Origin of the sequence: Methylorubrum podarium (genome assembly GCF_040270385.1) — a bacterium.
Classification (GTDB): Bacteria; Pseudomonadota; Alphaproteobacteria; order Rhizobiales; family Beijerinckiaceae; genus Methylobacterium; species Methylobacterium podarium.
On the sequence record NZ_JBELQE010000133.1, the window covers coordinates 18,673 to 43,659 of the forward strand.

A 24,987-nucleotide genomic window follows, 5' to 3' on the forward strand; every position below is an offset into this window, starting at 1 on the left:
CGCGCATTTATTTGCCGTAAAATCTTCATCGAACTCTAAGCATTCTCTATTTCGATCGTGTCGCCCAAAAAAGTTAGAAGACCGCCACCAACCCCACCCCAATCATCATCAACACCGCCCCGGCGACGCGCCAAAAACTCGCCGGGTGCTCCGGGAACCCGACCCACCCGAAATGGTCGAGCACGATCGAGGCGAGCACGCCCACGGTGACGATGATGCCCAAAAACGTCGCCGCGCCGATGGCGGGGGAGGCGTAGAGCTGGGCCAGGATCAGCAGGATACTCAGGAAACCGCCGAGCCACGCCCACCACGGCACCTGCCCGAGCTGCTGGCCGGTGGGGATTTCGAGTTTGCCCAGGGCGAGGCCGCCCGCGAGCAGGCCGATCGTGCTGACCAGCAGGGTCAGCAGGGCCGCCGTGACGGGCAGGCCGAGCGACTTCGACAGCGTCGCGTTCTGTCCCGGCTGGATCGCGTTGGCGAGACCGGCGAGGATCGTCAGAGCGTAGAGGAACCACATGGCCGGTCATCCCCGTGACGGTGCCGCCAAGTTTCGCCGGTGCGACATCGGGGCGCCCACGGCCCCGAGCGGCGGCGGGGCGCGGGGCAGTTGCCGGGCCGCGAGCGCGGCGGGGATGTCTCACCCAACGCGCCGTCATTCCGGGGCGCCGCAGGCGAACCCGGACCCGGAGGGGCGCGCCGGAGGCGTGCGATCCACCCGACACGCCACCCCAAGCCGCGCATCACGGGTGGATTCCGGGCTCCGCTCCGCGGCCCCGGAATGACGGAGACGATGGTGGGGCCGTGAAACCGTCCTACGGCGCGGCCCGCGCGGCGCCGAGTGGGCCTCGACAAAGCGTCGCGGTGGGCAGAAGGGTGGAGCCGACGGGCCGGGACTTTTTCGGGGTCGGGACAGGCGCGGGGCGAGGGCGGATGAGCGAAGCCATCACCATCGAGGATGTTGCGGGCGGCGTCCGGCTGATCCGCTGGAACCGTCCGGCCAAGAAGAACGCGCTGACCGGGACGATGTACGAGGCCGCCACGGCGGCGCTCGCAGACGCCGACGCGAACTCCGAAGAAATCGGGGCGGTGGTGTTCGCCGGGCTGCCCGGCGCCTTCACCGCCGGCAACGACCTGGCCGATTTCTTCGCGGGCGAGGCGGAGCGGGACTCGTTCCAGGACATGCCGGCGCTTCGCTTCATCCGGCAGCTCGCCCGCACCCGCACGCCGCTGGTCGCGGCGGTGGACGGGCTCGCCATCGGCGTCGGCACGACGCTGACGCTGCATTGCGACCTCGTCTATGTCGGGCCGCAGGCGCGCTTCCGCATGCCGTTCGTGGAACTCGGCGTGGTGCCGGAGGCCGCCGCCAGCCACCTGCTGCCGCGCCGGATCGGGCTGGCCCGCGCCTCGGCGCTGCTGCTGCTGGGCGAGCCGTTCGACGGCGCGGCCGCCGTGGCGCTCGGGCTCGCCAACGCGGAACTGCCCTCCGCGGCGCTGGAAGAGCACGCGCTGGCGCAAGGAGCCCGCCTCGCCGCCCTGCCGCGCAAGGCGTTGCAGGCGTCGCGCGCGCTGATGCGCGGCGAGCAGGGGCTGGTCGAGGCGGCGATCGAGGCCGAGGCGCAGGCGTTCGAGGCGGGCCTGCGCGATCCCGAGACGCAGGCGCGGCTCGCCCGCTTCCTCTCCGGCAAGGCGTGAGTTTTTTCGCGATGCCGGATCTGCGGGGAAAGGTCTGCCTCGTGGCCGGGGCCTCGCGCGGGGTCGGGCGCGGGCTCGCGCGGGGCTTGGGCGAAGCCGGCGCCACGGTGATCGTCACCGCGCGCTCCTCCGAGACCGGGCGGCGCACCGAGACGCGATCGGAGGCGATCGAGGACACCGCCCGCGAGGTCGACGCGGCGGGGGGCGAGGGGCACCATTACCTGTGCGACCACACCAGCGAGCGGGCGGTGGACGAGCTCGTCCACTGGGCCCTGCGCCGGTTCGGGCGGATCGACGTCGCGGCGTCCAGCGTCTGGGGCGGCAACGAGGGCTATGACGGCGAGCGCTACCCCGACGGCGCCGCCTGGGGCACGCCGTTCTGGCGCCGCTCGGCCGAGCCCTTTTCGCACTTTCTGGGGACCGGGCCCTACCCGGGGCTGCTGCTGGCCCGCGCCGTGGCGCCGGCCATGGTCGCGGCGAAGCGGGGGCTGATCGCCTTCGTCTCCTTCGGCACCGAGACCTATCTCGGCGACATCTACTACGACCTCGCCAAGGCGACGACGAACCGCCTCGCCTTCGCCTGCGCCGCCGAGCTTTCGTCCCACGGTGTCTGCGCGCTCGGGCTCTCGCCGGGCTTCGTCGCCACCGAGCGGGTGCGCGACCTCGGCCAGGAGGCGCTCGCCACCGAGAGCCCGCTCTATGCCGGCCGCGCGCTCGCGGCGCTCGCCGCCGACCCGTCCGTGCTGGACCGGGCCGGACGCACGCTCCATGTCGGGGATCTCGCCCGCGCCTACGGCTTCACCGACGCCGACGGCCGCCAGCCGGAGCGCTTCCGGATCGCAGAGGACGACGCATGAGCCTGCAGGGTAAGACGCTGTTCATCACCGGCGCCTCGCGCGGCATCGGGCTCGCCATCGGCCTGCGCGCCGCCCGCGACGGCGCCAACGTCGCCATCGCCGCCAAGACCGCCGAGCCGCACCCGAAGCTCGAAGGCACCATCTTCACCGCCGCCGACGCGATCGAGCGGGCCGGCGGCCGGGCGCTGCCGCTGACGGTGGATGTCCGCGACGAGGAGGCGGTGAAGGACGCGCTCGACCGGACCGCGAAAGAATTCGGTGGGATCGACATCGTGGTCAACAACGCGAGCGCGATCTCGCTGTCGAACACGCCGAAGACCGAGATGAAGCGCTTCGACCTGATGCATCAGATCAACGCGCGCGGCACCTACATGGTGAGCAAGTACGCGATCCCCCATCTCGAGAAGGCGCAGAACCCGCACATCCTGATGCTGTCGCCGCCGCTCGACATGGCCGAGCGCTGGTTTGCCCCGCACCTCGCCTACACCATGGCGAAGTTCGGCATGTCGCTCTGCGTGCTGGGCCTCGCCGGCGAGCTGCGGGGCCGGGGGATCGCGGTCAACGCCCTGTGGCCGCGCACCACCATCGCCACGGCCGCCGTGCGGAACCTGCTGGGCGGCGACGCCCTGATGCAGGCGAGCCGCACGCCGGAGATCGTGGCGGACGCGGCGCATGCCGTCTTCCTGAAGGACGCCAAGGGTTTCTCCGGACGCTTCCTGATCGACGACAGCTTCCTCAGCGAGGAGGGCGTCACGGACTTTTCAAAATACCGCGTCACAGCGGGGGTCCCGCTTGCGCCGGACTTCTTCGTGCCGGAGACAAGCGTCGCGCCCCCCGGGGCGCTCGACTGAGGCCCCTTCCGACAGGTCACATCCGTTGATCTTCACCCACAAGCCCGTCGCGGGCGACACCCAGACGGTGCTGGAGCGCCGCTACCTCGAATTGCAGGAGCCGATCCCCGAGGACACGGTCTGGCTCGACCTCGTACGCCCGATGCGGGAGGAGGAGGTGAAGGTCGAATCCTTCCTCGGCATCACCGTGCCGACGCGGGAGGAGATGAAGGACATCGAGCCCTCGGAGCTGCTCTACGTCGAGGCCGGCGCCCGCTACATGACGGGCCGCGTGCTCTCCCGCGTCAGCGATTCCGAGGAGCCGGGGCTGGCCGGCATCACCTTCATCCTGCGCGACAACCGGCTCATCACCGTGCGCTACGAGGAGCCGCAGGCGTTCCGGATGTACACGCAGCGCGCCGGCCGGGCGACGGGCAACGGGCCGTCGCGCTCGGTCTCGGGGGAGTCGATCCTGGCCGGGCTGATCGAGGCGGTGATCGACCGCGCCGCCGACGTGCTCCAGCTCCAGGGCGAGCGCATCGACCGCCTCTCGCGAAAGATCTTCGAGGACAAGGGCGACCCGTCCTCGCGCAACAACGCGCTGCAGGACACGCTGCGGTCGCTCGGGCGGCACGGCGACCTGATCTCGAAGCAGCGCGAGAGCCTGGTCTCGATGGAGCGCATCCTGCTCTCGCTCTCGGCCACCTACCGCACGGCGAAGGCGCCCCGCGAGCTGCGCGAGGACGTGCGCTCGACCCTGCGCGACCTGCAATCGCTGGAGGAGCACGCGACCTTCATCTCGGCCAAGATCCAGTTCCTGCTCGACGCGACGCTCGGCCTGGTGAATCTCGAGCAGAACAACATCATCAAGCTGTTCTCGGTCATGGCGGTGGTGTTCATGCCGCCGACGCTGATCGCCTCGATCTACGGCATGAACTTCAAGACCATGCCGGAGCTCGACTGGCATTTCGGCTATCCCGCCGCGGTCGGCATGATGGTGGTGGCCGCGGTGCTGCCCTACGTGTTCTTCCGCTGGAAGAAGTGGCTGTAGGGGCGCCTGACCCGAGGCGGATCTCGCGACGTCAGGCGTCGACAATACGCTCGTAAGGGACCCCGTCCTTCCGGGCGAAGCGCCAGTTTCCATCCGCATCCATCGACGCCTGAAGGTCGTCCTGCGGGTAGGTCGCCACGTCGCCGGGGCTGCGGTCTCCGATCTCGAGGATGAGGCAGTCGCGGTCGGTGCGGTTCTCCAGATGGTGGGCCGTCCCGTTCGCGGGGAAGCCCGCCACCATGCCCGGCCGCAAAGGCATCGCGCCGGCATCGGTGAACAGCGTCGGCGCGCCTTCGAGGACGTAGATGAACTCGTCCTGGCACGCGTGGCGGTGGTGGAGGGCCGACACCGCGCCCGGCGGCAATCGCGTGAGGTTGACCCCGAAGTTCCGGAGACCGAAGAGGTCGCCCAGCGGCTGCTTGATCCGCCCCTCCATCCGCGAGGCGAAGGGCTCGGGATAGCTGCTCCGCTTGACCCGGACGGGGGCGTCGGCGGCGCAGATGGCCGGTGCATCGGTGGTCATCGCGAACACTCCGTTTTGCGGCGGCCGGGTGGCGGGGGATGGACGACCGCGTCCGGCCAGGGATTCCTGCCGCCGCGCAGCCAGTCCAGCGCATCCGTCCAGAACGTGCCGCTCCGGCGAGCCTGGAACAGGCCGAAATGGCCGATCGCCGCCATCCCCAGCGCGGCCGGCGTCAGCTGGACCTGCGTCCGCGGACTGCCGGTATAATAGTCGAGCCCCCGCCGGATCGCCGACGGCGTCCCGAACGCGTCGTCCGTCGTCGCGATGGCGAGGATCGGGGCTCCGACGGCCGCGAAGCGGGCGAGGATCACCGCGCGCTGGTCCTGCGGATAGCTCAGCTCCATCCGGGCACGACGGAAACCCCACTCGTACGCCACGCCGGCCGGGAGATCCTCGAGCCAGCCGAGGCGGCGTCCCGGGAAGTAGCCCGCGAGGGCCGTCACGGCCGGCATCGCGAGATGCCACTTCGCCACCATGCGGAGCCGGCTGCCGGCGGCGTAGTCGGGCCAGTAGGCGAACTGGGCGCCGACGGTGAGGAAGCGGTCCACGCGGTCGGCGGCCTCCGCGAAGCCGGGAAGGAAGCCGCCGATGCTGTGTCCCACGACGGAGAGCGGCCCGCCGCGGCACCCGTGCGCCCATCTGACGACGGCATCGAAGTCCAGCTCGCCCCAATCCCGCCAGCGGATGCCGCACGCCTTCAGGGTAGGCGGTCGGGATGCGCCGATTCCCCGGTAGTCGTAGGTCAGAACCTCGAAGCCGTGCCCGGCGAGGAAGCGTGCGTAGGCGTGGTAGGAGCGCGCGAGGACCCCGGTGGCCGGGTTGACGACGACCATGCCCGGGAACGGCGCCCGCCGCGGGTCGGCGCGCCAGAGGTGGCCGTGCAGCAGGTAGCCGTCCCGGCACCGGATCGCGACCGCCTCGGCGAGGACGCGTCCGACGGCGCCGGGGGCGTCGATCACCGGCGCCGTCACGCTCGCACCGGCACGGGCGGCGCGGCGGGGACCGGCCGGTCGTCGATCGGGAAGTGGAGCAGGGCGGCGACTAGGCCCGCGAGCGCCGTCGCGGCCCAGACCGGACCGTAGGAACCGGTCGCATCGAGAACGACGCCCCCGAGCCACGCGCCGAGGAACGATCCGATCTGGTGGCTCAGGAAGACGATGCCGAAGAGCGTGCCGAGATGGCGGACCCCGAACACCTTCGCCACGAGACCGCTCGTCAGCGGAACGGTGCCGAGCCAGGTCAGGCCCATGGCGGCGGCGAAGAGCACGACGACGGCTTCGGACTTCGGCGCCAGGGCGAAGGCACCGATCACGACGCCGCGGATCAGGTAGAGCCAACCGAGGACGTGCTGCTGCCGGAAGCGGCCGCCGAGCCAGCCGCAGCCCCAGCTTCCCGCCATGTTGAAGAGGCCGATCAGGGCGAGCGCCGTCGCGCTCAGGCCCGCCGGCATGTGGCAGAGGGAGAGGTAGCCCGGCAGGTGCGTCGCGATGAAGGCGAGCTGGAAGCCGCAGGTGAAGAAGCCGAGCGTGAGAAGCCGGTAGCCGGGGTTTCGGCAGGCCTGCACGAGCACGTCGGACAGATGGCCCTCCGTCGCCGCGTCGTCGGCCGCCGACCGCCGGCCGCCGCGGCCGAGCCAGACGCCGAGGGGGGCGACCGCGAGGATGATGCCGGCAAGGGCGAGAAGGGCGGCCGTCAGGCCCGCGGCCGACGTCATCGCCTCGGCGAAGGGCACGAGCAGGACCTGACCGAGCGAGCCGCCCGCGCTCGCCAATCCCAGTGCCGAGCTTCGCTCCGCCGGCGAAGCCGCCTGACCGACCGCCGTCAGCACGACGCCGAAGCTCGTGCAGCTGATGCCGATGCCGACCATCAGACCCATCCCCAGCAGCAGCATCGGGCCCGACGGCGCCAGGGCGGCGAGCGCGAGGCCGCCCGCGAAGACGAGGCCGCCGAGGGCGACGACCGGGGCGACGCCGTAGCGGTCCGCCGCCGCCCCCGCGAAGGGTTGGGCGAAACCCCAGACGAGGTTGTGAAGGGCGATCGCGAGGGCGACCGTCGCCACCGGGATCCCGTGGTCGAACGAGAACGGCCCGAGGAACAGGCCGAAGGTCTGCCGGATCCCCATCGCGCCGCTCAGAACCAGGGCCGCGGCCGCCACGACGAGCATCGTGCTGCGCCCGCGTCCCGGTGACATCCACCTGCGTGAGACCTCTGCCATCGGACGGTTCCTCCGGCGCGGAAGGTCGCAAGCGGGCGTCGGCGCGGCAAACGAGAAGATCTCCACCACCGATGAGCGGCGCTCACGAGGAGGCGGAGCCTCGTCGCGGCGACCGGGCCGAGGTCAGCCGACGGCGGTCGGCACCGCCGGAGACGACGGCCCGGCGTGGTCCGACGCGAAGGCTTCGGCCTTCGTCAGCAGCCAGTCCTTGAAACGGCGCAGATCCCGGTCGTGCTCGGCCATGTCCGAACTGACGAGCCAATAGGTCGTCGCGGCCGGGACGGCCGGCCCGACTTTGACGAGCGTCCCGTCCCGAAATTCGCGCTCCATGAGCGACATCCGCCCGAGGCTCACGCCCAGGCCCGCTTCCGCCGCCTCGAGCGAAAGCTGGATCGTATCGAAGTGCATGGTTCCGTTCGGGAGAATCTCGGCCGCACCCGAGGCGTCGAGCCAGGCCTGCCAGTCCTCGCTGAGGGAGTTGACGTGGAGCGTCGTGGCGCGGGCCAGGTCGATCCCGCCCTGCATGTCGGCGACGGCGTCGCGATAGGCGGGGCTGCAGACGGGAACCAGCCATTCCCCGAACAGGCGCGTCCAGTGCCCCGTCGAGACCGGGATACGGCTCATGCGAATGGCGAAGTCGAAGCCGTCGACGGGAAAGCCGACCTGCCGGTGCGAGGTGTCGATCCTGATCGCGATTCTCGGATAGCTGGACCGGAACTCGTGGAGCCGCGGCAGAAGCCACCGCGAGGCGACGGTCGGCGCAGAGCTGATCGCGATGGTTCGGCCGGAATGCGGCGTCGGCAGTCGCCGCGTTCCGACGATGATGAGCGACAGGGCCTCGGACACGTAGGTGAGGTAGTCCGCCCCCTCGCGTGTCAGCGAGAGCTTGCCCGCCTCCCGCCGGAACAGTTTGACGCCCAGCGCCTCTTCCAGGCCGACGATGCCGTGGCTGACCGCGCTCGGCGTCACGTTCAGTTCGGCCGCCGCCCGCGTGAAGCTCAGATGGCGGCCCGCGGCATCGAACAGTCTGAGGGTCGAGAGCGGTGGGGTACGGGTTCGCATCCCTCCTCCGGAGCGGCGTGAGACGAGCCGAGCGTAGCAGGTGTCCCGTTGTCCGGCACCGGTCTCGAACGGCCGCCGCGCGCCGGGACCTCGGTGGCGCGGCGGGCCCGCGGCCGCTCGGCATCCCATCCGGCCGTCGACCGGACCGGTGTCCGGCCGATCGCACCCGGCGGGCGCCTGGGTTTTTCTTCACAACCCGCCGGGAAAGACCCGGCACCCACGCGCGGTTCGGGCTTTCGAAGGACAAAATGCCTTGGCCAATCCTCGGAAATGCAACGCGTGCGACGGGCGAAGCGGGTGCAGTACCCGTCCGACCGCACGCCGTTCATCCACGGTCAGTGCGCCGCCCGACGCGCCCGTCGAACGTTCATCGAACGAATCCGCCGCCGCGAAAATGTTCAGACGGCACGGATTCGCGACGTCCGATCTTCCAAAAACTTAACAATCGTGGGGGAGGCTCGCGGCGGAGAGGTTGCCGATATGTCATCCGCAGGTACGTTTCGGGTCTGTGAGACGGGCGGTCCGCCGCTGCGGGAGGCGCTCGCGGAGGCGGTCGCGCTGCCGTCCGTGCTCACGACGATGCTGCGCAGCCTGATCGAGGCGTGGCCGGACGAGGTCTACACCCGGCCGCTCGTGACCACGCGCTTCCTCGGCCAGCGGACGACCTATGTCTGCGACCCCCAACTCATCCGCAGCCTGATCGTCGATCAGGCCGGCGCCCTGGAGCGCGAGACCTTCATGCTGCGGGCGCTCGCCCCCGCCCTCGGCTCCGGCATCCTGACGGCGGACGGGCCGCACTGGCGCGGGCAGCGGCGGACCGCCGCCCCGATGTTCCGGCCGGACCGGGTCCGCGACTTCATCCCCGCCATGGCCGCGGCGGCCCACGCCACCCGCCTGCGCTGGCTCGGCCGGACGCCCGCCGACGCGCGCGCCGAGACGGAGCGCGACCTCCTGCCGGAGATGATGCGCACCACCTTCGACGTCATCGTCGCGACGATGGTGTCGGGCGACAGCCGGCTCGAGGTCGAGCCGTTCGGGCGGGCGATCGACGCCTATCTCGGCCAGACGGCGTGGAAGATCGCGCTCTCGATGCTGCGGGCGCCGGCCTGGACGCCCCATCCCGGCGCGGGGGCGGGCGCGCGGGCGGCGCACTACCTGCGCAGCGAGGTGGCGCGCACCGTCGCGCGGCGGCGCGACCGCGGCGAACCCGGCGCCGACCTGCTCGGCCTGCTGCTGCAGGCCAGGGACCCGGAGACGGGGGAACGCCTGTCCGACGAGGGCCTGATCGACAACCTCCTGACCTTCGTCGCGGCCGGCCACGAGACCACGGCGCTCGCCCTGACCTGGACCTTGCGGGTGCTGGCCGACCACCCGGCGGTGGAGCGCCGCGTCCTCGACGAGATCGCACGGCTCGGCGCGGATCCGGCCGCCGACCCCGAGGCGGTGGAGCGGCTCGCCTTCACCCGCCAGGTCGTCCTCGAAGTGATGCGCCTCTACCCGCCGGCGCCGCTGATCGTCCGGCGCACCGCGGCGGAGGTGCGCCTCGGCGACAGGGTCATCCCCGCCGGGGAATCGGTGCACGTGCCCGTCTACGCGCTGCACCGGCACCTCTCGCTCTGGGACAGGCCGGAGGTCTTCGATCCGGACCGCTTCGCACCGGCGCCGACGGCGTCGCGGGATCGCTACGCCTACCTGCCGTTCGGCGCGGGTCCGCGCGTCTGCATCGGCATGGGCCTCGCGCTGACGGAGTGCCTCGTCATCCTCGCCACGCTCCTGCCGGCCTTCCGCTTCGTGCCCGTGCGCGCGGAGATGCCGGAGGCGCAGTTCCGCGTCACGCTCCGGCCCAAGGGCGGCATGACGATGAAGGTCGTCCCGCGTCATGTCCGCTGACTCCGCCCCCGAGACGGATTTCGCCCCCAAACACTTCGCATCCAAGACCGACACCATGCCCGAGACGCGCCGCGACGACACGACACGATCGACCGAGCGTTTCGGCTCGCTGATCGACCGGATCCGGCGCATCGACACGGTCGACGGGCTGCCGGCGCGCTACAGGCTGCAGGTCCGCGCGGGCCTGCTCGACGAGACCTTGAAGCTCGCGCACTACTCGGCGGTGACCCACTTGGTCGTCGCCGTCGCGGTCGCCTACTTCTTCTGGGATTCCGCGCCGCGGGCCTACCTGCTCGGCCTGCTCGCGGTGGTCGCCGTGGTGATCGCGGCCACCCTCTACATGACCTGGCTCTACCAGCGCATCTTCGGCAGCGCCGTGTCCGAGCTCGGCGTCGCGCGCGGCTACCGCCTCTCCGGCGGGTTCGCGTTCGCGCTCGGCCTCGCCTGGGCCACCATGCCCATCATGCTCTTCAGCCCCGCCAGCAGCGACGAGCGGCTGCTCGTCGTCGGCATCGCCGCCGGCCTGATCTCGGACGCCTACGTCGTCGGCCCGCTCCTGTCGGTCTCCTACCTCTTCGCGGTTCCGGTGATCCTCGGCAGCTTCATCGGGCTCGCCCGCAGCGGCGAGCCGATCGCGCTGAGCATCGCCGTCCTGCTCGTCGTCTACGCGAGCTTCGTCGGGCTGAGCGTCCGCCGGATGAGCCGCCTGTCGCGCCAGCGCATCCTGGACCGTGTCCGCGTCGAGGATCAGAGCGAGACCATCGGCCTGCTCCTCAACGAGTTCGAGGAGAATTCGAGCGACTGGCTCTGGGAGACGGACGAGACCGGCCGCTTCCAGCACGTCTCGCCGCGGATGGCGCAGGCCCTGGGCTGCCCGATCGAGCGGCTGCAGCGGAGCGCGTTCCGAGACCTCCTCGTTCCGGGCGCCGACGCGCGGTCCGACGAGGCGCGGGGCCGGGATCGGGGCCAGGATCGGGGCCAGGACTGGAGTGAAGACCGGGGCGAAGACCGGACCGCCGACCTGCTCGACCAGCTTCGGCAGGGCCGGGCCTTCCACGAGCTCCTCGTCGCCATCGAGACGCCCACCGGCCTGCGGTGGCTGGAGCTGAGCGGCAAGCCCTTCACCGATCAGCGCGGCCATGTCGCGGGCTTTCGCGGGGTCGGCTCGGACGTGACGCAGCGCCGCGAGGCGGAGGCCCACATCGCCTACCTCGCCGCGCGCGACTCCCTCACCGGCCTGTCGAACCGGGGCATGTTCCACGAGGTCGCCTCGGAGGCCTGCGCGGCGGTCGCCGCCTCGGCCCGAGGCGATCTCGTCAACCTGCTCTATCTCGACCTCGACGGCTTCAAGAAGGTCAACGACACCGCCGGCCACGGCGCCGGCGACGCCCTGCTGCGGCAGGTGGCCGACCGCCTGCGCGCCAGCGTCGACGCGAACGCGCAGGTGTTCCGTCTCGGCGGCGACGAGTTCGCGATCCTGCACCGCGGCCGGGAGGCGGCGGAGGCGGAGATCCTGGCCGAGGCCGTCATCGCGGCCCTGCACCGGCCCTACCTCATCGACGGGGTGCGCGCGGAGATCGGCGTCAGCATCGGGATCGCGCGGGCGCCGCAGGACGCGACCGAGCTCCAGGACCTGCTGCGCAAGGCCGACCTCGCCCTCTACACCGCCAAGGAAGCGGGCCGGGGCCGCTGGCAATGCTTCGACGCCGACCTCGAACGGCGGGTCCGGCGCTGGCGGGAGCTCGACGGGGCGATGCGGGCCGGCCTCGCCGGCGGCGAGATGGAGCTGCACTACCAGCCTCTGGTGAACCTGCAGGACGGCGAGGTCGTCGGGTGCGAGGCGCTGCTGCGCTGGACCCGGCCCGGCCACGGCCCGGTCTCGCCCGCCGAGATGATCCCGATCGCCGAGAGCACCGGCTTCGTCATCACGATCGGGCGCTGGGCCCTGCGCAAGGCCTGCGCGGAAGCTCTCAACTGGCCGGCGCATATGCGGGTGGCCGTGAACATCTCATCGACCCATTTCCGCCTGCCCGACTTCTACCGGGAGGTCGAGGCCGCGCTCGGCGAGACCGGGCTCGCGCCGGAGCGGCTCGAGATCGAGATCACGGAATCGATCTTCCTGGCCAACACGCCGCACGTGCTGGAAAACCTCCGGGCGCTGCGGGCGACGGGGGTGCGGATCGCCCTCGACGATTTCGGGACCGGCTATTCCTCGCTGAGCTACCTGACCCAGTTCCCCGTCGACAAGATCAAGATCGACCGGGCCTTCGTGCGCGACCTCAGCAGCCGGCCGGAATGCCTGTCGGTGATCAAGGCGATCATGGTCATCGCCGGCGACCTCGGGATCGACGTCACGGTGGAGGGCGTCGAGACGGAGCAGCAGGCGGAGATGCTCCGGCTGCGGCGCTGCAACAGCGCGCAGGGCTTCCTCTACAGCCCGGCCCGGCCCTCCGGCGAGGTCACCGGGCTGATCGAGCTGATTCCCCGCGCGGTCAAGGAGGCGCGGCGGCCCGTCCGCCACGTCGCCTGACGGCGATCACAGGGCGAACCGCACCCCGGTGAGCGTCTCCGACATCGCCCAGAGCCGGTCGGCCGCGGCGCGGTCGAGGGCGTGGGCGGCGATCGCGGCGGGCTTCGGGCCGCCGCGCACCTCGCGGAACCCGTCCGGCCCGTAATAGCCGCCGCGCCGCGCCTCCGGCGCCGTGGCGGCGTAGAGGATCGGCAGGGCGCCCTGCGCCGCCGGCTGGCCGATCAGCGAGAACAGGATCCGCCCCGCCCGCTGCTGGAACGCGCCCGCCCGGTCGCCCCGGCGGAACACCTCGGTGACGGCGAGCCCCGGATGCGCCGCGAGCGAGGCGATGCCGGAGCCCGCCGCCGCGAGCCGCCGGTCGAGTTCGAGGGAAAACATCAGCAGCGCGAGCTTGCTCTGCCGGTAGGCGGGCTGCGCCGCGTAGGTCTCGCGCCAGTGCGGGTCGTCGAACCGGATGTGTCCGCTGCGATGGGCGAGGCTCGCCACCGACACCACCCGCGCCGAGGGGCTCAGGGCCGGCAGGAGCAGGCCGGTCAGGGCGAAATGGCCGAGGTAGTTCGTGGCGAGCTGGCGCTCGAACCCGTCCGCGCTCTCCTCGCGCCGGGGCACCGCGGCGATGCCGGCATTGAGCACGAGCCGGTCGATCGGCGCCGCCGCCGGCCAGTCCCGGGCGAAGGCGCGCACGCTGTCGAGCGAGGCGGTGTCGATCGGGCGCACGGACAGGTCGGCGCCGGGATGCGCCCGCCGGATCGCCGCGGCGGCGCGCTCGCCCTTCCCGAGGTCGCGCACCGCCAGCACCACCGAGGCGCCGGCCCCGGCCAGCGCCCGCGCCGTCTCGAACCCGAGCCCGGCGCTCGCCCCCGTCACCACGGCGCGGCGGCCGGCCTGGGAGGGGATGTCGGCGACGGTCCAGCGCTGTCTCGCCATCGGGCGGTGGTCCTCACGGGTGTCGGATCGAGGGCGGTCCCGCGCTGCGCGACGGGCCGCCCATCCCCGGATAGAGGGGCGACGGCTGCGGCGGAAGCCGTGATCGCGCCCCGCCTTTCAGTCGTCATTCGGTGATGGAAGGGCGCTAGCGTCGGGCCCGCCGCGCGACTCACCCCGCCGCAAACCTCGCCTCGGACGGGCCTCCTGTCGCGGCGGCTCCGAGGGCAATCGTGCGGGCGGCCCCGCTCTTGCGACGGGGGACGATCCGTCGATGGTACTACTTTTAGAAACGATGCGTTTCAATCGTTTCTGATTTTCAAACCCCGCGCAAAGGTCCATTCTCGCGGCGTCAAACAGCGGTCGCCGCGGCCCCGACCTCACGCCGCCCCGGCCCGCCCACGATCGAGGAGAGAGCATCATGGCCACGGTCACCACCCAGGACGGCACCGAGATCTTCTACAAGGATTGGGGCCCGAAGGACGCGCAGCCGATCATGTTTCATCACGGCTGGCCGCTCTCGTCCGACGATTGGGACGCGCAGATGCTGTTCTTCGTCGGCCAGGGTTTTCGCGTGGTCGCCCATGACCGGCGTGGCCACGGCCGCTCGGCGCAGGTGCCGGACGGGCACGACATGGACCATTACGCCGCCGACGCCTCGGCGGTGGCCGAGCATCTCGACCTGCGCAACGCCGTCCATATCGGCCATTCCACCGGCGGCGGCGAGGTGGCGCGCTACGTCGCGCAGCACGGCGAGCCGCAGGGGCGCGTGGCCAAGGCGGTGCTGGTGAGCGCCGTGCCCCCCCTGATGCTGAAGACCGAGGCCAACCCCGAGGGCCTGCCGATCGAGGTGTTCGACGGCTTCCGCAAGGCGCTGGCCGACAACCGCGCCCAGTTCTTCCTCGATGTCCCGGCCGGCCCGTTCTACGGCTTCAACCGCGACGGCGCGACGGTCCACGAGGGCGTGATCCGCAACTGGTGGCGGCAGGGCATGATGGGCTCGGCCAAGGCCCACTACGAGGGCATCAAGGCGTTCTCGGAGACCGACCAGACCGAGGATCTCAAGGCGATCTCGGTGCCGACGCTGGTGCTCCACGGCGAGGACGACCAGATCGTGCCGATCGTCGCGTCCGCGCACAAGTCGATCAAGCTCCTGCGCAACGGCACGCTGAAGACCTATCCGGGCCTGTCGCACGGCATGCTGACCCTCAATGCCGACCAGCTCAACGCCGACCTCCTTGCCTTCATCCGCGGCTGATCGGGACACCGGTCCGTCAAAGGAGGCGATGCCCGGATCGGGCCGCCACAACTCATTCCGTTTCGGGTTGATTGGTTGGTTTCGGACCTACCCCCGTCATCCCGGGGCCGCGCAGCGGAACCCGGGATCCACCCGTGATGCGCGGCTCAGCGTGGCATCACGGGTGGATTGCACGTCTCCGGCGCGCGCCTTCGGGTCCGGAGTCGCATGTCAGAGCCCCGGAATAACGGGAAGCCGCACCGAAGGCATCAACTGGAATCCGTATCGGGGTTTCGACCCCGCTCAGCCGTGTCGGTGGCGGTGGTGCAGGTCCGGGTAATGGACGTGCTTGTGCCGTATCGGCGCGTGCCGATGCCGGTGGGAATGCGGCTCCGTCACCGGTCCGTCATGGCCGTGCCGGTGGTGCTCGTCGTGCACGTGGCTGTGTTCGTGCTCCAGCGCCTCGTGGCTGTGCTCGTGGTCGTGCCGTTCCGCCAGATGCAGCCACAGGCCGATGCCCATCAGCAGTCCGGCGGCCAGAAGCTGTCCCGTGACCGGCTCGTGCAGCAGCACAAGTGCGACGAGCGCACCGATGAAGGGGGCCAGGGAGAAGTATGCCCCGGTGCGGGCGCTGCCGAGGTGGCGCAGGGCGAGCACGAACAGGACGAGGCTGACGCCGACGCCGAGAAACCCGACCGCCGCCGCCGCGGCCGTCGTGCCGAGCGGCGGCAGGCTTTCCCCGCGCAGCAGGGCCACGGCGAGGTTCACCGCGCCGGCCGCCAAGCCCTTGATGAGCGCGATCAGCACCGGGTCGGCCGAGGACAGCTTGCGGGTCAGGTTGTTGTCGATCCCCCAGGCCAGGCAGGCCGCCGCGATCAGCAGGCCGCCCGTGTCGAGGCTGACCCCTCGCCCCTGCCAGGACAGCACGAGGGCGCCCGCCAGAATGGCCCCCGCCCCGAGCAGGAGTTGCCGCTCCACGTTCTCCCGGAACACCAGCCAGGCGAGACCCATGGTCGCCAGCCCTTCGAGGTTGAGCAGCAGCGATCCCGACGAGGCCGTGGTGTGCTGGAGACCGAGCAGCAGCAGCAGCGGCCCGGCGATGCCGCCGCACAGCACCACCGCCGCGAGCCACGGCCCATCGGCCCGGCGCAGCGGGGCCTCCGGTGCTTCGAGACCGAGGGCCGCGCGGCCGCCATGAACCGCCAGAAGGCCGAGCCCCGCACCGAGATAGAGCAGCCCGGCGAGCATCTGCGGATCCACGCTGCCGAGCAGCAGCTTGGACAAGGGGGCGGCGGCCCCGAACAGAACAGCCGAGGCGAGGGCGAGGGGCACTCCCGGCCAAAGGTGGCTGTGCGTGCGGGTTGTCATGACCCGACCCGACCACCCCGCCCGCCGCACGGGCCGGGCGATGCGTCCGGCTGACGGCGGACGGCTCTAGACAACGCCGGCCACGTGCAGGGCGACGCCGGCCGCCGCGCTGGCCAGCAGCGTCGGGATCATGCCGGCCTTGAAGCGGAACACCGCCAGCACCGCCGCCGCCGTCAGCACCAGCGCCGGCCCGTTCAGGCTCGACCACAGGGGCCATTCGAGCTTCAGGCCGAAGCCCGGCCGCAGGGTGTCCACCTCCCGAAACAGGGTGTGCAGGGCGAACCAGACCGCGAGGTTGAGGATCACGCCGACCACCGCCGCGGTGATCGTGGCGAGCGCACCCGACAGGGCCCGGTTGCCGCGGAGCGCCTCGACGTAAGGCGCCCCGGCGAAGATCCAGAGGAAGCAGGGCACGAACGTCACCCAGGTCGTCAGCAGGCCGCCGAGAATGCCCGCCAGGTAGGGGTTGAGCGCGGCGGGCGCGCGGAACGCCCCCATGAAGCCGACGAACTGCGTGACCATGATCAGCGGCCCCGGCGTGGTTTCGGCCATGCCGAGACCGTCGAGCATCTCGCCGGGCCTGAGCCAGCCGAACGTCTCCACCGCCGCCTGCGCGACGTAGGCCAGCACGGCATAGGCGCCGCCGAAGGTGACGACCGCCATCTTCGAGAAGAACACGGCGATGTCGGCGAAGACGTTGCCGCTGCCGAAGACGGCGAGCAGCCCGGCCACCGGCAGCAGCCAGAGCAGCAGCAGCACGGCGCCGATGCGCAGGGACCAGGCCGCGTTCGGCCGGGCATGCGCCGGCACCCCGGCGCCGAGCAGGCTGTCGGCGTCGGCCAGGACCGGTCCCTTGGCTTTTCCGTGGCTGCCGCCCTCGAAGGCCGGCGACCCCGTACGGCCGCCGAGATAGCCGATCACCCCGGCCGCGAGGATGATCAGCGGGAAGGCGACGTCGAAGAAGAAGATGGCGACGAAGGCGAGGGCGGCGACGGCGTTCATCACGCCGTTCCTGAGCGCCCGTGATCCGACCCGGATCACCGCCTGCAGCACGACCGCGAGCACCGCGCATTTGAGGCCGAAGAACAGGCCGCCGACGAGGCCGACCCCGCCGAAGGCCGCGTAGACCAGGCTCAGGACCATGATCGCGATCATGCCCGGCAGCACGAACAACCCGCCCGCGATCAGGCCGCCGGCCGTGCGGTGCATCAGCCAGCCGATATAGGTGGCGAGTTGCTGCGCCTCGGGACCGGGGAGCAGCGTGCAGTAGGAGAGCGCGTGCAGGAAGCGCTCCTCGCCGATCCAGCGCTTCTCATCGACCAGGATGCGGTGCATGACCGCGATCTGCCCGGCCGGGCCGCCGAAGCTGAGCAGGGCGATCCGCGCCCAGACCTTCGACGCCTCGGCCAGCGACACACCGTGCGCGGGCCGGGCCTCAGGGCTTGGCGCCGTCCGCGCCGACATAGCGCTTCCGCTCATCGAAGGCCCGCGATCCCGTTGGTTGGTGGGGTGACGGGACTGACAATACGCCGGTTCCACCGCCCATGCCACCCGGTCCGGGACCTCATGCATCAGATGAGGTGGGCCGGGGAAGTCCCTCTCGAAGCGACGCTCTCGGGCTCGCCGAGGACGCCTGGACTCCGGCGGCGGCACGCCCCGGTTCCCAGCCCCGGCCCGCCCGCCTCGCCGGGGTCGCCTGTACGGATCCCGCTAAAACCCGTACGCTGCAGGCATGTTTGATGAGCGCTCCCAGGCAGACCCGCATCTGATGCGGACCGCCGAGCTCATGGCCGAGACGGGCTCTTTCGAGGACGTCCTGTCCATCCTCGCGCGGACGGGCCGCCGGATCGCCGGATCCGACGGGATCGCCGTCGTGCTGCGCGAGGATGACGCCTGCGCCTACGTCGCCGAGGACGCGATCGAGCCGCTGTGGACGGGGTGCCGCTTCCCCCTCGACGCCTGCATCTCCGGCTGGGCGATGCTGAACGGGAAGACGGCCGTCGTCCCGGATGTCGGCAGCGATCCCCGCGTCCCGGTCGCCCCCTACGCCCGCAAGGCGATCCGGAGCCTCGTCATGGTGCCGATCGGCAGGCCCGAGCCGGTGGCCGCGCTCGGTGCCTACTGGTGCGCCATGGTCTGGCTCGACACGGCGACGGTCTCGCGCCTCGAAACCCTGGCGCTCCAGGCCACGGCGGCCATCACCCGGCTGCGCGGGCTGCGCAGCGCCGAACCGGCCTCCCCCTGAAGGCCGGCCTGTGCGGGCGCTCCGGCCCAGTTTCGTCGTGACCCGCGATCCGGCCGCGGCTATGCAGCGGGCAACGGGAGGATGCATGCCGGTCTTCGTTCTCAAGGGCGCCCACCGCGCGGCCGACGGCCAGATCGGGCCTCCGCTGTTCGAGGAGACGATCACCGCGGCCAGCCCGAGCGAGGCCGTGCGTCTCGCCAACGCGCAGGATCTCTCGACCAAGGACGAGCGGGCGAACGCCCTCTGGCTCATCGACGCGCAGGGCATCCTGCACTGGTCCCTCCGGCGCGCCGACCGGGACTGACCGGGACCCGCGCCGTGACCCGCGCGAACAGCGGGGGAAAACCGGCCCCGCTCCCGCCGAATTGGTCTTTGCCGGCGCTTTCGTGCTAAGCCCGGAGGCAGCAATCCTCGACGGTCCCACTCGGGGTTTTTTGCCGTCCCACGCCCGATCCCTTCCGCGTCGGGACGCAGCGTGCCGCCGCCGGGACTTCACGCGGCGCGCGTTCTCGCCGAAAGAACTTTTATGAGCGACGACATCGACGCCAAGACCCGCGCAGCGGAGCGCGCCGAGCGGGCCGAGCGCATGGCCCGTGAGGGCCAGCAGGCCATGGCCGAGCATCTGGCTGCGGTGAAGGCCGTGGACGAGCGCACCGTGCGCCTGCGGGCCCTGCGGCTCGCCAAGGAAGCCGAGGAGGCCGCGGAGCGCGCCGCCAATCCCCCCGCGCCCAAGCGCGGCCGCAAGAAGGCGACGGCCTGAACCCCATGGCGATCGACCGTACCCGCCGCCCGAGCGATCCCCGTCAAGCGGCCGAGGCCGCCTTCCGGGCGGTGACGCGCAAGACTCCCGAGGCCGCGCCGGAGGCGCCCAGGGCGCCGGTCATTCCCGGCACGCGCGAGACCGTGTCCCTGCGCATCGACCGGGCGGTGCTCGAGCACTTCCAGAAGGACGGTCCCGGCTGGCAGGACCGCATCAACGCCGCCCTCAAGGCCGCCGCCGGCCTGTGAGGGCGAGGCCCGGCGGATGACCGCGCCCGTCCCGCCCGCTCCTCCGGGGAGGGCGCCGTGAGCGGCCCCTCCGACTGGCTCGGCCTCAGCCCCGACGAGACGACGGCCCTCCTCCTGTCCCTGCGCATCGCCTCCGTGGCGACGCTGGCGAGCCTGCCGCCGGGCCTGCTGGTGGCGTGGCTGCTGGCGCGGCGGCGCTTTCCCGGTCACGCCCTGCTCGACGGCCTCGTCCACCTGCCGCTGATCCTGCCGCCGGTGGTGACGGGCTACCTGCTGCTGCTCGCCTTCGGCCGGCGCGGGGTGTTCGGCGCGTGGCTCGCCGAGATCGGCCTCGTGTTCTCGTTCCGCTGGACCGGCGCGGCGCTCGCCTGCGCGGTGATGGGCTTTCCGCTGATGGTGCGGGCGATGCGCCTGTCGATCGAGGCGGTGGACCGGCGGCTGGAACAGGCGGCGGCGACGCTGGGGGCCGCGCCGCCGCTGGTGTTCCTGAGCGTGACCCTGCCGCTCAGCCTGCCCGGCATCCTCGCGGGCGCGGTGCTCGCCTTCGCCAAGGCGATGGGCGAGTTCGGCGCGACGATCACCTTCGTCTCCAACATCCCCGGCGAGACCCAGACCCTGCCCTCGGCGATCTACACCCTCACCCAGGTGCCGGGCGGGGAGGCGGGCGCGCTGCGCCTCACCCTGATCTCGGTCGCGGTCTCGATGCTGGCGCTCGTCGCCTCGGAGGCGCTGGCGCGGCGGATGAGCCGGCGGATCGGGGCGGGGGCGTGACGGGCGCCCAGGTCGCCCGTCCCCGTCCCCGTCACGCGTAGGCGTAGGGCCCGCCCTGCTCCAGCGCCCGCCGGTAGGCCGGCCGCGCGTGGATGCGCGCCAGCCAATCCGTCACCCGCGGCCCCGCGCCCGTGCCGCGGGCGGAAAACGCTTCGAGGGGGAAGCTCATCATGATGTCGGCGGCGGTGAAGTCGCTCCCGCAGAAATACGGGCGCTCGGCGAGTTCCGCCTCCCAGAAGGCGGCGTGGCGGCGCAGCTCCGGATCGACGAAGCCGCCCGTCACCCGGGCGGCGATCGCCCGCACGAGCGGGCGCAGCAGGGCCGGGCTTCCCGGCGCGAGCCGCGCGAACACCAGCTTCAGCAGGAGCGGCGGCATCGCCGAGCCCTCGGCGTAGTGCAGGGTGTAGGTGTAGCGGTCCCGCTCCGGCGTCCCCGGCGGCGGCACCAGGGCGCCGCCGGCGCGGGCCGTCAGGAATTCGACGATGGCGCCGGTCTCCGCCACCACCCGGCCGTCCGCCTCGACCACCGGCGACTTGCCCAGCGGATGCACCGCCCGAAGCGCCCGCGGCGCCAGCATCGTCGCGGGATCGCGCGGGTAGCGCGTCACCGTGTAGTCGAGCCCCAGTTCCTCGAGCAGCCACAGCACCCGCTGCGAGCGGCTGTTCTCCAGATGGTGGACGGTGATCATCGCGCGCCTTTTTCGATCCTGCGCCGACAACGCGGCGGGCGCCCCTTGTCTCCGTACCGGCTTTTCTGAGATGCCGGCCCGAAGGTTTCGGGAAGGCCGCATGACCATCGACGTCGACGTGTCCCTCCGCCGCGACGGTTTCACCCTCGACGTCGCCTTCCGCGCGGGCGCCGGGCTCACCGCCCTGTTCGGCCGCTCCGGTTCGGGCAAGACCACGGTGATCGACCTGATCGCCGGGCTGACCCGGCCGGAGCGCGGGCGCATCGCCATCGACGGCACGGTGCTGCTCGACACGGGCCGCGGCATCCGCGTGCCGGTGCACCGGCGGCGGATCGGCTGCGTGTTCCAGGAGGCGCGGCTGATGCCGCATCTCAGCGTGCGGCAGAACCTGCGCTTCGGCCGCGTCTTCTCCCGCGGCGCGGGCGGGCCGGATCTCGACGCGGTCGCCGACCTGCTCGGCATCGGCCCGCTGCTGGAGCGGCGCCCCGCCGGCCTGTCGGGGGGCGAGCGGCAGCGGGTGGCGATCGGCCGGGCTCTGCTCGCGCGGCCCCGGCTCCTGCTGATGGACGAGCCGCTCTCGGCCCTCGACGAGGCCCGCAAGCGCGAGATCCTGCCCTATATCGAGCGCCTGCGCGACGAGGCGGGCCTGCCGATCGTCTATGTCAGCCACTCGGTGGCGGAGGTGGCCCGCCTCGCCTCCACCGTGGTGGTGCTGGAGGCGGGCCGCGTGGCGGCGAGCGGCCCGGTCGATGCCGTGCTGCGCCGCTCCGACCTGATCCCCGATCGTGCCGAGGCCGGCAGCGTGCTCGCCATGCGGGTCGAGCGCCACGACCCGGAGGCCGGGCTGACGCGCCTGACCGGCCCGGCCGGCCCCCTCGACCTGCCGCTGATCGACGCCCCCGAGGGCCGCCGCCTGAACCTGCGGGTGCCCGCCCGCGACGTGCTGCTGGCGCTGGCGCGGCCCGAGGGTCTGAGCGCCCGCAACGTCCTGCCGGGCCGGGTCGCCCGCTTGCGGGAGGAGGGGACCGCCTGCCTCGTCGAGGTGACCTGCGGGGAGGCGACGCTCGCCGCCCGCCTCACCCGCGCCTCCGCCCGCGACCTCGGGCTCGCGGTCGGGCGCCCGGTCTTCGCCATCGTGAAGAGCGTCGCGCTCGATGCCGGAGGCGCACCGGGGGGCGGGCGGATCGAGATCTAATACGGCTTCCGTTTGATCACTTCGGCTTCTCCCCCGTCATTGCGAGGCGGAGCCGTGGCAATCCAGGGCGCGGCTTTTCCGGAGAGGGCGCGCCCTGGATTGCTTCGGCTCCGCCTCGCGATGACGGGATTGAGCAGGGCCCGAGGCAATCAACCGGGAACGGTATGAAGCACCGTCCCGGATCCGATATCAGGCCGGCGTTCGGGCCTGCCGAACCTCCTCAGAATTCGGGATCGTAGTCGTCGGCGATCGGCGGGGTCGCCTTCGGCTTCACCGGCCAGGAATCGGCGATGGCGCTCGGCGCGGCCCGCGTCTGCGGCGGGTAGGACAGCACCGAGAACCAGAAGGCCGCGGTCGCGACGGCGAAGGCCGCCAGGAAGACGTTGAGAGCACGCATGGATGATGCTCCTTGAGCAGATCGCTCCAATGTGTGGCCGTCCGTCCCGCGTGCGGGTGCCGCTGCACACACTTTCGCCCGGCTCGGGCGCAGGCGATGGTCCCTCCGATCGGCAACGATCGGCCCGGCCGTCAGGCTCACGGAATGATCTTGCCAGATCGGCCGGAAAGAAGAAAGGCGCATTCGACGCACATTTCGCGATGATTTGCCAGCTTAGTGAGGTTTTCCGCAGGTGCGGAGACGCACATCGTTCAGGATTTTCTTTCGCCGATCGCCGGAGACACTGTTGTAATTCTGCATTCAATATGCACTTTGCGGATCACTCCTCCCAAGGGGTACCAATCTCGACCTGCCCCGCGCCTTGACAGGCTGCGGGGCTTTTTGTTCAGGTGCCGCGCGCCCCGTTCGAGGAGGCGGGGGGGGCGGGTCTCCCGTCGCGGCGCGGCGGTCTCGAAGACCTTCGCCCGGAAGGGTGTCCGGCGCGCCGGCCCCGCATCGCCGCCGCCCGAACCGCGCCCCGAAACCCCTCTGCGCCGGGCGAAATCGCGCTATAAGCCGGCCCATGGCCTCCGACGACAGACCGCTCGCCCTCACCCTCGGCGATCCTTCCGGGATCGGGCCGGAGATCGCGCTCGCCGCGTGGCGGCTGCGGCGCGAGCGGGCGGTGCCGCCGTTCCAGCTCATCGGCGATCCCGCCTTCCTGGAAGCCACCGCCTACCGGCTCGGCCTGTCGGTGCCGGTGGCCGAGGTCGAGCCCGACGACGCGGTCGAGGTGTTTCCCCGCGCCCTGCCGGTGCTGCCGCTGCCGAGCGGGGCCACCGTCACGGCCACGCCCGGCGCGCCGGATTCGGCCAATGCCGGGGCCGTCGTCGAGTCGATCACCGCCGCCGTCGATCTGGTGCGTGCCGGCGTGGCCTCGGCGATCGTGACCAACCCCATCGCCAAGTTCGTGCTGACCCGGGTCGGCTTCGCCCATCCGGGGCATACCGAGTTCCTGGCGGCTCTCGCCGCCAGGGAAGGCCGCGAGCCGCCGCTGCCGGTGATGATGCTGTGGAGCGACACCCTCGCCGTCGTGCCGGTGACGATCCACGTCGCCCTGCGCCGGGTGCCGGACCTGCTGACGCAGGACCTCGTCGAGCGCACCGCCCGCATCGTCCACGCCGACCTGCGCGCCCGCTTCGGTCTGGACGCCCCCCGTCTCGTCCTGTCGGGCCTCAACCCGCATGCCGGCGAATCCGGCACCATGGGCACCGAGGACCGCGACGTGCTGGCCCCCGCCGTCGCCGCGCTCCGCAGCGAGGGCATCGACATCCGCGGGCCGCTGCCGGCCGACACCCTGTTCCACGAGCGGGCGCGGGCGACCTACGACGTGGCGCTCACCCCCACCCACGATCAGGCGCTGATCCCGATCAAGACGCTCGCCTTCGACGAGGGCGTGAACGTGACGCTGGGCCTGCCCTTCGTGCGCACCTCGCCCGATCACGGCACCGCCTTCGACATCGCCGGAAAAGGCATCGCCAAGCCGGACAGCCTGATCGCCGCCCTGCGGCTGGCGCAGCGCCTCGCGCAGAGTCGGGCGGACACCGTCCTGCCCTTCCCCGTCCGCGGCTGATTGTTTCGCGATGAGCCTCGAAGCGCTGAGCGCCGACGGCCTGCCTCCCCTGCGCGAGGTGGTGCGGCGGCACGGGCTGGAGCCGAAGAAGGCGCTCGGCCAGAACTTCCTGTTCGACCTCAACCTGACGGGCCGCATCGCCCGCTCGGCGGGCGCGCTCGACGGCGTCACCGTGGTGGAGGTCGGCCCCGGCCCCGGCGGGCTGACCCGGGCGCTGCTGGCGGCGGGCGCCCAACGGGTGGTGGCCATCGAGCGCGACCCCCGCGCGCTGCCGGCTCTGGCCGAGATCGCCGCGCATTATCCCGGCCGGCTCGACGTGATCGATGCCGACGCGGTCGGCTTCGATCCGCGCCCGCTGGTCGGCGACGGGCCGGTCAGGATCGTGGCCAACCTGCCCTACAACGTCGCCACCGTGCTGCTCACCGGCTGGCTCGGCGCCGAGACGCGGGACGACGTCTGGCCGCCCTGGTGGGACTCGGCGACGCTGATGTTCCAGCGCGAGGTGGCCGAGCGCATCGTCGCCGACGAGGGCGACCGGGCCAATTACGGCCGGCTCGGGGTTCTGTGCGGCTGGCGCACGCAGGCCACCATCCTGTTCGACGTGGCCCCCTCCGCCTTCGTGCCGCCGCCGAAGGTCACCTCCAGCGTCGTCCACCTGCGCCCGCGGCCCGAGCCGCTGCCCTGCCGGATCGCCGATCTGGAGCGGATCACCCGCGCCGCCTTCGGCCAGCGCCGCAAGATGCTGCGCCAGAGCCTGAAGGCCGCCACCCCCGACCCCGCCCGCCTGCTCGCCGCCGCCGGGCTGCCGGAGACGGCGCGGGCGGAAGAGATCCCGGTGGCGGGGTTCGTGGCGCTGGCGCGGGCGCTGGAGGCGGGGGGGTAGGGCGCGAGC

General features: G+C 71.9%; 25 protein-coding genes. 15 read left to right on the forward strand and 10 right to left on the reverse strand.

The genetic code is table 11. The features are described from left to right. Positions 1–73: 73 nt before the first annotated feature. Positions 74–517, reverse strand: a complete 444-nt coding sequence (locus tag ABS772_RS25545; protein ID WP_350397473.1) for a DMT family transporter — start codon at positions 515–517, stop codon at positions 74–76. 413 nt (positions 518–930) lie between these two features. Between ABS772_RS25545 and ABS772_RS25550 the strand changes: the two genes are divergently transcribed. Genes ABS772_RS25550 through ABS772_RS25565 form a run of 4 tightly spaced genes read left to right on the forward strand, consistent with a single transcriptional unit; the run spans position 931 to position 4,430 of the window. Continuing rightward, a complete protein-coding gene (locus tag ABS772_RS25550; protein ID WP_350397474.1) occupies positions 931–1,692 on the forward strand; it encodes an enoyl-CoA hydratase-related protein in 762 nt (253 codons plus the stop codon). An 11-nt stretch (positions 1,693–1,703) separates the two neighbouring features. Continuing rightward, entirely contained in the window at positions 1,704–2,549 is an 846-nt protein-coding gene (locus tag ABS772_RS25555; RefSeq protein WP_350397475.1) for an SDR family NAD(P)-dependent oxidoreductase, read from the forward strand. Continuing rightward, on the forward strand, positions 2,546–3,400 hold the full coding sequence (locus ABS772_RS25560) for an SDR family oxidoreductase (protein ID WP_350397476.1): 855 nt from the start codon (positions 2,546–2,548) through the stop codon (positions 3,398–3,400). The genes ABS772_RS25555 and ABS772_RS25560 overlap by 4 nt, the downstream gene beginning before the upstream one ends. Before the next feature lie 25 nt (positions 3,401–3,425). Further along, on the forward strand, positions 3,426–4,430 hold the full coding sequence (locus tag ABS772_RS25565; RefSeq protein ID WP_350397478.1) for a magnesium transporter CorA family protein: 1,005 nt from the start codon (positions 3,426–3,428) through the stop codon (positions 4,428–4,430). Between the two features lie 31 nt (positions 4,431–4,461). On the opposite strand, the gene ABS772_RS25570 is transcribed toward ABS772_RS25565, so the two are convergent. The 4 genes from ABS772_RS25570 to ABS772_RS25585 all read right to left on the reverse strand — a co-directional run bounded on the left by ABS772_RS25570 (position 4,462) and on the right by ABS772_RS25585 (position 8,230). After that, positions 4,462–4,953, reverse strand: a complete 492-nt coding sequence (locus ABS772_RS25570) for a cupin domain-containing protein (protein ID WP_350397479.1) — start codon at positions 4,951–4,953, stop codon at positions 4,462–4,464. Beyond that, positions 4,950–5,924: an alpha/beta hydrolase family protein gene (locus tag ABS772_RS25575; protein ID WP_350397481.1), complete on the reverse strand. Its 975-nt coding sequence runs from the start codon at positions 5,922–5,924 to the stop codon at positions 4,950–4,952. The genes ABS772_RS25570 and ABS772_RS25575 overlap by 4 nt, the downstream gene beginning before the upstream one ends. Continuing rightward, complete coding sequence (locus tag ABS772_RS25580) at positions 5,921–7,144, reverse strand: MFS transporter (RefSeq protein WP_350397483.1); 1,224 nt, start codon at positions 7,142–7,144, stop codon at positions 5,921–5,923. The genes ABS772_RS25575 and ABS772_RS25580 overlap by 4 nt, the downstream gene beginning before the upstream one ends. Positions 7,145–7,291: 147 nt before the next feature. After that, positions 7,292–8,230, reverse strand: a complete 939-nt coding sequence (locus ABS772_RS25585; RefSeq protein WP_350397485.1) for a LysR substrate-binding domain-containing protein — start codon at positions 8,228–8,230, stop codon at positions 7,292–7,294. 480 nt (positions 8,231–8,710) lie between these two features. Here ABS772_RS25585 and ABS772_RS25590 point away from each other — a divergent pair, with 480 nt between their 5' ends. Next, complete coding sequence (locus ABS772_RS25590; RefSeq protein ID WP_350397487.1) at positions 8,711–10,120, forward strand: cytochrome P450; 1,410 nt, start codon at positions 8,711–8,713, stop codon at positions 10,118–10,120. Further along, positions 10,110–12,650 carry a putative bifunctional diguanylate cyclase/phosphodiesterase gene (locus ABS772_RS25595; protein ID WP_350397489.1) on the forward strand — a complete coding sequence of 847 codons (2,541 nt, stop codon included), beginning with the start codon at positions 10,110–10,112 and terminating at the stop codon, positions 12,648–12,650. The genes ABS772_RS25590 and ABS772_RS25595 overlap by 11 nt, the downstream gene beginning before the upstream one ends. 6 nt (positions 12,651–12,656) lie before the next feature. On the opposite strand, the gene ABS772_RS25600 is transcribed toward ABS772_RS25595, so the two are convergent. Further along, positions 12,657–13,577, reverse strand: coding sequence for an oxidoreductase (locus ABS772_RS25600; RefSeq protein WP_350397490.1), 921 nt, complete (start codon positions 13,575–13,577; stop codon positions 12,657–12,659). 418 nt (positions 13,578–13,995) lie between these two features. On the opposite strand from ABS772_RS25600, the gene ABS772_RS25605 reads away from it, so the two are divergent. Continuing rightward, the gene (locus ABS772_RS25605; RefSeq protein ID WP_350397492.1) at positions 13,996–14,832 is read left to right on the forward strand and encodes an alpha/beta fold hydrolase; all 837 of its coding nucleotides are present in this window, start codon (positions 13,996–13,998) and stop codon (positions 14,830–14,832) included. A gap of 282 nt (positions 14,833–15,114) precedes the next feature. Here ABS772_RS25605 and ABS772_RS25610 read toward each other — a convergent pair whose 3' ends face one another. Then, positions 15,115–16,179 (reverse strand): DMT family transporter, encoded by a 1,065-nt coding sequence (locus tag ABS772_RS25610; protein WP_350397494.1) that lies wholly within the window; start codon positions 16,177–16,179, stop codon positions 15,115–15,117. 66 nt (positions 16,180–16,245) lie between these two features. Then, positions 16,246–17,658, reverse strand: a complete 1,413-nt coding sequence (gene chrA, locus ABS772_RS25615) for a chromate efflux transporter (protein WP_238254450.1) — start codon at positions 17,656–17,658, stop codon at positions 16,246–16,248. Positions 17,659–17,911: 253 nt separating this feature from the next. Between chrA and ABS772_RS25620 the strand changes: the two genes are divergently transcribed. The 5 genes from ABS772_RS25620 (at position 17,912) to modB (ending at position 20,203) form a co-directional block, all read left to right on the forward strand. Then, complete coding sequence (locus tag ABS772_RS25620) at positions 17,912–18,424, forward strand: GAF domain-containing protein (RefSeq protein WP_407943022.1); 513 nt, start codon at positions 17,912–17,914, stop codon at positions 18,422–18,424. A gap of 85 nt (positions 18,425–18,509) precedes the next feature. Then, positions 18,510–18,728 carry a hypothetical protein gene (locus ABS772_RS25625; RefSeq protein WP_350397499.1) on the forward strand — a complete coding sequence of 73 codons (219 nt, stop codon included), beginning with the start codon at positions 18,510–18,512 and terminating at the stop codon, positions 18,726–18,728. 222 nt (positions 18,729–18,950) lie between these two features. Beyond that, positions 18,951–19,184, forward strand: coding sequence for a hypothetical protein (locus tag ABS772_RS25630; protein WP_003605770.1), 234 nt, complete (start codon positions 18,951–18,953; stop codon positions 19,182–19,184). Between the two features lie 5 nt (positions 19,185–19,189). Then, a complete protein-coding gene (locus ABS772_RS25635; RefSeq protein ID WP_350397501.1) occupies positions 19,190–19,432 on the forward strand; it encodes a BrnA antitoxin family protein in 243 nt (80 codons plus the stop codon). Positions 19,433–19,489: 57 nt separating this feature from the next. Further along, positions 19,490–20,203, forward strand: a complete 714-nt coding sequence (gene modB, locus ABS772_RS25640; protein WP_238257491.1) for a molybdate ABC transporter permease subunit — start codon at positions 19,490–19,492, stop codon at positions 20,201–20,203. 31 nt (positions 20,204–20,234) lie between these two features. Here the strand turns inward: modB and ABS772_RS25645 are convergent, their stop codons facing one another. Continuing rightward, positions 20,235–20,891 carry a glutathione S-transferase gene (locus ABS772_RS25645; RefSeq protein ID WP_350397503.1) on the reverse strand — a complete coding sequence of 219 codons (657 nt, stop codon included), beginning with the start codon at positions 20,889–20,891 and terminating at the stop codon, positions 20,235–20,237. A gap of 100 nt (positions 20,892–20,991) precedes the next feature. Here ABS772_RS25645 and modC point away from each other — a divergent pair, with 100 nt between their 5' ends. Continuing rightward, positions 20,992–22,086 (forward strand): molybdenum ABC transporter ATP-binding protein, encoded by a 1,095-nt coding sequence (gene modC, locus ABS772_RS25650; RefSeq protein ID WP_350397505.1) that lies wholly within the window; start codon positions 20,992–20,994, stop codon positions 22,084–22,086. Between the two features lie 220 nt (positions 22,087–22,306). Here modC and ABS772_RS25655 read toward each other — a convergent pair whose 3' ends face one another. Next, on the reverse strand, positions 22,307–22,483 hold the full coding sequence (locus ABS772_RS25655; RefSeq protein WP_238257494.1) for a hypothetical protein: 177 nt from the start codon (positions 22,481–22,483) through the stop codon (positions 22,307–22,309). A gap of 562 nt (positions 22,484–23,045) precedes the next feature. On the opposite strand from ABS772_RS25655, the gene pdxA reads away from it, so the two are divergent. Together pdxA and rsmA are read left to right on the forward strand one after the other, a co-directional pair. Next, a complete protein-coding gene (gene pdxA / locus ABS772_RS25660) occupies positions 23,046–24,095 on the forward strand; it encodes a 4-hydroxythreonine-4-phosphate dehydrogenase PdxA (RefSeq protein ID WP_350397508.1) in 1,050 nt (349 codons plus the stop codon). A 10-nt stretch (positions 24,096–24,105) separates the two neighbouring features. After that, the gene (gene rsmA / locus ABS772_RS25665; RefSeq protein WP_350397509.1) at positions 24,106–24,978 is read left to right on the forward strand and encodes a 16S rRNA (adenine(1518)-N(6)/adenine(1519)-N(6))-dimethyltransferase RsmA; all 873 of its coding nucleotides are present in this window, start codon (positions 24,106–24,108) and stop codon (positions 24,976–24,978) included. Positions 24,979–24,987: the final 9 nt, after the last annotated feature.

Excerpts from the sequence above, each read along its gene's own strand:
- rsmA (WP_350397509.1), top strand. The coding sequence starts at position 24,106 with ATGAGCCTCGAAGCGCTGAGCGCCGACGGCCTGCCTCCCCTGCGCGAG.
- ABS772_RS25610 (WP_350397494.1), bottom strand. The coding sequence starts at position 16,179 with ATGACAACCCGCACGCACAGCCACCTTTGGCCGGGAGTGCCCCTCGCC.
- ABS772_RS25635 (WP_350397501.1), top strand. The coding sequence starts at position 19,190 with ATGGCGATCGACCGTACCCGCCGCCCGAGCGATCCCCGTCAAGCGGCC.
- ABS772_RS25595 (WP_350397489.1), top strand. The coding sequence starts at position 10,110 with ATGTCCGCTGACTCCGCCCCCGAGACGGATTTCGCCCCCAAACACTTC.
- ABS772_RS25570 (WP_350397479.1), bottom strand. The coding sequence starts at position 4,953 with ATGACCACCGATGCACCGGCCATCTGCGCCGCCGACGCCCCCGTCCGG.
- ABS772_RS25645 (WP_350397503.1), bottom strand. The coding sequence starts at position 20,891 with ATGATCACCGTCCACCATCTGGAGAACAGCCGCTCGCAGCGGGTGCTG.
- ABS772_RS25600 (WP_350397490.1), bottom strand. The coding sequence starts at position 13,577 with ATGGCGAGACAGCGCTGGACCGTCGCCGACATCCCCTCCCAGGCCGGC.
- pdxA (WP_350397508.1), top strand. The coding sequence starts at position 23,046 with ATGGCCTCCGACGACAGACCGCTCGCCCTCACCCTCGGCGATCCTTCC.
- modC (WP_350397505.1), top strand. The coding sequence starts at position 20,992 with ATGACCATCGACGTCGACGTGTCCCTCCGCCGCGACGGTTTCACCCTC.
- ABS772_RS25620 (WP_407943022.1), top strand. The coding sequence starts at position 17,912 with ATGTTTGATGAGCGCTCCCAGGCAGACCCGCATCTGATGCGGACCGCC.
- ABS772_RS25580 (WP_350397483.1), bottom strand. The coding sequence starts at position 7,144 with ATGTCACCGGGACGCGGGCGCAGCACGATGCTCGTCGTGGCGGCCGCG.
- ABS772_RS25590 (WP_350397487.1), top strand. The coding sequence starts at position 8,711 with ATGTCATCCGCAGGTACGTTTCGGGTCTGTGAGACGGGCGGTCCGCCG.
- ABS772_RS25605 (WP_350397492.1), top strand. The coding sequence starts at position 13,996 with ATGGCCACGGTCACCACCCAGGACGGCACCGAGATCTTCTACAAGGAT.
- ABS772_RS25585 (WP_350397485.1), bottom strand. The coding sequence starts at position 8,230 with ATGCGAACCCGTACCCCACCGCTCTCGACCCTCAGACTGTTCGATGCC.
- ABS772_RS25625 (WP_350397499.1), top strand. The coding sequence starts at position 18,510 with ATGCCGGTCTTCGTTCTCAAGGGCGCCCACCGCGCGGCCGACGGCCAG.
- ABS772_RS25550 (WP_350397474.1), top strand. The coding sequence starts at position 931 with ATGAGCGAAGCCATCACCATCGAGGATGTTGCGGGCGGCGTCCGGCTG.
- ABS772_RS25555 (WP_350397475.1), top strand. The coding sequence starts at position 1,704 with ATGCCGGATCTGCGGGGAAAGGTCTGCCTCGTGGCCGGGGCCTCGCGC.
- ABS772_RS25545 (WP_350397473.1), bottom strand. The coding sequence starts at position 517 with ATGTGGTTCCTCTACGCTCTGACGATCCTCGCCGGTCTCGCCAACGCG.
- chrA (WP_238254450.1), bottom strand. The coding sequence starts at position 17,658 with ATGAGCGGAAGCGCTATGTCGGCGCGGACGGCGCCAAGCCCTGAGGCC.
- ABS772_RS25560 (WP_350397476.1), top strand. The coding sequence starts at position 2,546 with ATGAGCCTGCAGGGTAAGACGCTGTTCATCACCGGCGCCTCGCGCGGC.
- ABS772_RS25630 (WP_003605770.1), top strand. The coding sequence starts at position 18,951 with ATGAGCGACGACATCGACGCCAAGACCCGCGCAGCGGAGCGCGCCGAG.
- ABS772_RS25655 (WP_238257494.1), bottom strand. The coding sequence starts at position 22,483 with ATGCGTGCTCTCAACGTCTTCCTGGCGGCCTTCGCCGTCGCGACCGCG.